The sequence below is a fragment of the Micromonospora sp. NPDC049799 genome (assembly GCF_040656655.1).
GTDB lineage: Bacteria > Actinomycetota > Actinomycetes > Mycobacteriales > Micromonosporaceae > Micromonospora.
The window spans coordinates 1-4,125 of sequence record NZ_JBFAMU010000435.1 but is presented as its reverse complement, the minus strand read 5'-3'; the positions used below and the strand labels follow the sequence as shown (position 1 = coordinate 4,125).

General features: G+C 70.8%; 3 protein-coding genes. All 3 read right to left on the bottom strand.

Going from position 1 to position 4,125, the window contains the following annotated elements:
- Nucleotides 1–38: 38 nt before the first annotated feature.
- Nucleotides 39–3,038, bottom strand: coding sequence for a carbohydrate binding domain-containing protein (locus AB0I76_RS23910; RefSeq protein ID WP_357039461.1), 3,000 nt, complete (start codon nucleotides 3,036–3,038; stop codon nucleotides 39–41).
- Between the two features lie 240 nt (nucleotides 3,039–3,278).
- Complete coding sequence (locus tag AB0I76_RS23905; RefSeq protein ID WP_357039458.1) at nucleotides 3,279–3,656, bottom strand: VOC family protein; 378 nt, start codon at nucleotides 3,654–3,656, stop codon at nucleotides 3,279–3,281.
- A gap of 99 nt (nucleotides 3,657–3,755) precedes the next feature.
- The coding region (locus AB0I76_RS23900; protein ID WP_357039455.1) for a WYL domain-containing protein at nucleotides 3,756–4,125 on the bottom strand (370 nt) is incomplete at its 5' end.

The following is a 4,125-nucleotide window of genomic DNA, read 5'->3' as shown; positions in this document are numbered from 1 at the left end:
TCCGCCCCGGCAGCGTGGCCGGGGCGGACGGCCGCTTCTCACCTCAGGTACGGCCCGGCGGTGCCGATCTTGCCGGGTGCCGGGTTGCCGGGCAGGTTCAGCACGTAGACCCGCAGGTTGCCCTTGCCGCTGACGGAGGCGGTGAGGGTGCCGTTGGTGACGGTTCGGGTGTCCCCGGTGACCGCGTCGGTGTAGACACCGTTGGGAATGCCGCTGAACGTGGCGCCGCTGGACACGGTCACCAGGGCGAAGCTGTCCACCCCGCCGGAGGTGAACCGGCGCTTGAACGCCATCGCGCCGCCGCTGATCCCCTGGGTGGAGTACTGGCCCTTCTGCAACGCGGGGATGGCGCGTCGGATCTGGTTCAGCCGCTGCACGTGCCGGACCAACGGCTGGTCCAGCGTGGTCGCCACCGCTCCGGTGGCGCCGGCCACCACACCGAAGTCCGGGGCGGTGACGGTCCCGGCGAGGTGACCGCCGTAGTAGGCGCGGCCGGTCGTCGCCAGCGGGCAGGTTGGCCCGCAGTCGATCTTCGCGCCCTTCTGGAACTCGATCTCGGAGCCGTAGTAGAGCGTCGGGATACCGCGGAACGTCCACATCAGGCTCATGTTCTCCGCCCAGGCGTCGGTGCCCTCGGCGTAGCGCACCGAGGACTTGTTGGACCCGTAGTCGTGGCTGTCGACGTACACGACGTTGTAGGTGGCGTCGTTGTAGCTGTCGTCGGAGTCCCGGCCGTTGCCGAAGGCGTTCGTCGCGTCACCGAAGTTCATGTGCATCCGCATGTCGATGACGTTCATGCCGGAGAACCTCGAGTGGTCCGGCACGTGGTAGTCGTTGCCGCGCAGGAACGCGTTGTCGCTGGTCGGCTGGCCGTTCGGGCCGAGCAACTGCTCATAGTCGTACTGCTCGATGGCGGCGCGTACGTCGTCCGGGCTGTACTCCTTCCGCTCCTTCCAGGTGAAGAACTGCGCGGAGTGGTTGACCGAGCCACGGTTCCACTTGTCGTTGACGAACGCGGCGACCTCGCCGAAGACGTAGAAGTCCTTCCCCTTCTCACCGTGCCGGGCGACCGCGTGCTGCTGGATCGCCGGCAGGAAGCGGCGGTTCCAGGTGACCCGCGGGATGTGCACGGCGGTGTCGATGCGGAAGCCGTCGACGCCCATGTCGATGTACCGGTTGTACGCGTCGATCAGGTACTTCTGCACGGTCGCGTTCTCGGTGTTGAAGTCGGCCAGGTCCTCGTGCAGCCAGCAACTGCGCGAGTCCTCGCCCTCCCAGTTGCCGATCCAGCACTGGTGGTAGAGGTCGGCCGGGAAGAGCCCGCTGGTCGGGGTCGGCCACTGGCAGTGGTGGATCGTGTAGCCCTCCTGGCTGTACGACCCGTTCGGGGTGCCCCAGCGCAGGCAGCGGTTGCCGGCCGGGGCGGTGGACGACCACAGGTCCCCGCTGTACGGCCGGCCCTTGGCCTTCGCGTTCTGCGCCGCCGTCAGCGTCGGGTCGTTGCCCTGGTGCTCGACCGTCGGGTCGTACTCGCGGCCGGCCTGCGGCGCGTCGTAGTACCACTTCCACTGCTCGTCGCGGACGCCGTACACCGTCGGGGTGAAGAGCCCGCGCGCGCCCCACCGTGAGCTGTGGTTGTAGACCACGTCCTGGAAGATCTTGATGCCCTTGGCGTGCGCGGCGTTGATCAGGTCCTGGTAGCTGGCGCCCGGGCTCTCCAGGCGCGGATCGATCCGGTGGAAGTCCCAGCCGTGGTAGCCGTGGAAGTCGTAGTCGGAGCGGTTGAGCACGACCGGGGTGATCCACAGGGCGGAGAAGCCGAGCCCCTTGACGTAGTCGAGCTTGTCGATCAGCCCCTGGAAGTCGCCCCGGAACATGGGGTCGTCGTTGGCCGCGTTGCCCGACCTCACGTGCTGGCTGCCGCCCCGGTTGTTGCCGCTGTCGCCGTCGGCGAAGCGCGCGGTCATGACGAAGTAGACGGTGTCCTCGCGGGGGTCGCCGCCGAGCGGCGATCCCCCCACCGGCGGGGCGGCGCCGGTGGTCGCGGTCGCGGCAGCACTCGCCGCCGACCGGTTGCCGGCCGCGTCGAGGGCCCGCACGTTCCAGGTGTACGCGGTGGACGGCGCGAGACCGTACGCCACGTACCGGGTGCCGGTGGTGGTGACCGTGGTGGCCCCGCCGGTGCCGCCGGTGCGGGTCAGCTCGTACCCGGTGACGCCCCGGTCGTCGGTCGACGCGGACCACGCCAGGGTCACCGACAGCCCGTCGGCGGTCGCGGTGAGCCCGGCCGGCGCGGACGGCGGCGCGGTGTCCGGGCTGACCGGCGCGCACGGGTCGGCGGCGTTGGCGGTGACCACCCCGCCGGAGACGGTGCTGCGGCCGACGCCGAGGGTGTAGTCGGCGCCGTTGTTGTTGTCCCACGAACCGGCGTTGTTGAAGGCGGCGGTGAGGCCGGCTGCCGTACCCAGGTCGACGACCTTCTTCGCCCAGCCGGCGCAGGCGGCCTGCATCGCGACGCCCGGGACGGGCGTCCAGGCGCCGCCGGTGGGCCGGTAGTGCAGGTTCGCGGTGGACCAGCCGCGCGGCGTGAGGTGGTAGTACACCTCGGCGGTGGCGCCACCCGGAGCCGGCGTGGGGGACGGCGTGCCGGTCGCGCACGGGTCGCCGGAGCCGATCCTCCCGGCGGCGACGGTGACCGCGCCGGTGCCGAGCCGGTAGTTGGCGCCGTTGTTGTTGTCCCAGACGCCGGTGCCGTTGGTGAAGACGACCTGGAGCCCGGTCGCGGCTCCGAGGTCGATGGTCTTCCGGCGCCAGCCGGTGCAGCCGGCGTCCATCGCGACTCCCGGCACGGCGGTCCAGGCCGCGCCGTCGACGCCGTAGTGGATGTTGACCGAGGTTCCCCAGGCGGTCGGTGGCTGGTAGTGGACGGTGACGGTGTTGGCCGCGACCGCCGCCGTGAGCGGCAGCAGTCCGGCGGCCAGGCCGACGGCGAGCGCGAGGGCACTCCACCGGCGACGGGTGGTGGTTGTCCGCCTCATGACAGGTCTCCTGACACCCACGCCCGTCGGGGCGGGCGCAAGTCACTGAAGGCGTTGCAAGAACTTGCGAACGCGGTGCCAGGAAGTTACCAGCTTCGATGGCCTGAAACCAGAGGTTCACAATCGACAGACATGAAATCTGTGCGCTCGAGAGTGAAGGTCCTTGCGCTGACCGAAAGGTCTTTCGGGTGCGGTTGTCGTCGCCGCGGCCACCACAACCGCACCCCGAACAGCCGCGACTCAGGCGGCGGGCGGTGGCGCGAAGACGCCGACGTGGTTGCCGCCCGGGTCGAGCAGGTGCGCGAAGGTGAGCCCGCTGTCCGCACTCTTCAGCGGAACCAGGACCTTGCCCCCGGCCGCCTCGGCCCGCCGGCAGGTGTCGGCCACGTCGGCCACCTGCACGTAGAACACCGCGTAGTTCGGGCCCGCCCCGCCGGTCGCCCGCACCGCACCCTGGATCGACCCGTCCGGCCCCGGCTCCACCACCCGGTACGACGCCTCCGGCGTGCCCTGCTCGGTGAACGCCCAGCCGAACAGGTCGGCGTAGAACCGGCCGGTCTCCACCGGTCGGTCCGTGCCGACCTCGAACCACGTGACCGCGTTGGTGATCGTGGACATGTGTCGCCTCCCGTTCCGCGCCGGCCCTGTCCCCGGCGTCGCAGGAGTCAGCCTCGACCGCGTCCGCGACAGCGTCCTGTCGGTGTTTCCCCGGCGATCTCAGACGAGGCTGAGCGGGCGCACCCGCTCCTGCGGGATGTCCAGGTCCTCCGTGCGCAGCTCCCGCCGCACCCGCTCGGCCAGCGGCACCACGTCGAGGATCCGGTCGGTGCGGAAGCAGCGCAGCTCGTCGCGCAGCCGGCACCAGGCCAGCAGGTACCAGTGCCGGGAGTTGCCGAGGTAGCCCAGCGGCTCCACCTCGCGTCGGGACGAGGAGCCGTCGCGATCGGCGTACGACAGGCGGAGCACCCGGCGCGCGGACACCGCGTCGGCGACGGCGGCCGGGACGGACGTGCCCGGCCCGTCGCCGATCATAACGACTACGCCCTGGCCGCCTGCCGGGGTTTCGGGCAGATGCGACCGCTGCTCA

Excerpts from the sequence above, each read along its gene's own strand:
- AB0I76_RS23910 (WP_357039461.1), bottom strand. The coding sequence starts at position 3,038 with ATGAGGCGGACAACCACCACCCGTCGCCGGTGGAGTGCCCTCGCGCTC.
- AB0I76_RS23905 (WP_357039458.1), bottom strand. The coding sequence starts at position 3,656 with ATGTCCACGATCACCAACGCGGTCACGTGGTTCGAGGTCGGCACGGAC.